At 73.0% G+C, this 270-nt stretch carries 1 protein-coding gene; it reads left to right on the forward strand.

Annotated features, from left to right (window positions below; all coding sequences use genetic code 11):
- The coding region (locus SB660_RS20790) for a hypothetical protein (protein ID WP_410584245.1) at positions 1-270 on the forward strand (270 nt) is incomplete at both ends.

The raw sequence follows: 270 nt of genomic DNA on the forward strand, positions 1-270 counted from the left end.
TGGTGCGCACCTGTTCCCGCTGTCGGGTCCGCCGTCGCACCGCGCCGACTTCTCGAAGCGGATCGTCGACTGGGTGGAGCAGTACGCCCCGCCCGCCGGAACGCGCATCCGTCCGCGGCTGGACGCGACCCGCTGGCAGCAGCGGCTCAGCACCCTGGCCGAGGCGCACCACGTCCCCGGCGCCACGCTCGGCATCCTGCGCCTCGGCGAGGAGCCGGTGTTCGCGCACCACGGCATCCTCAACATCCGCACGGGCATCGAGACGACCGA

Source organism: Bacillus sp. SIMBA_005 (genome assembly GCF_046535585.1).
Taxonomy (GTDB): Bacteria; Bacillota; Bacilli; order Bacillales; family Bacillaceae; genus Bacillus; species Bacillus pumilus.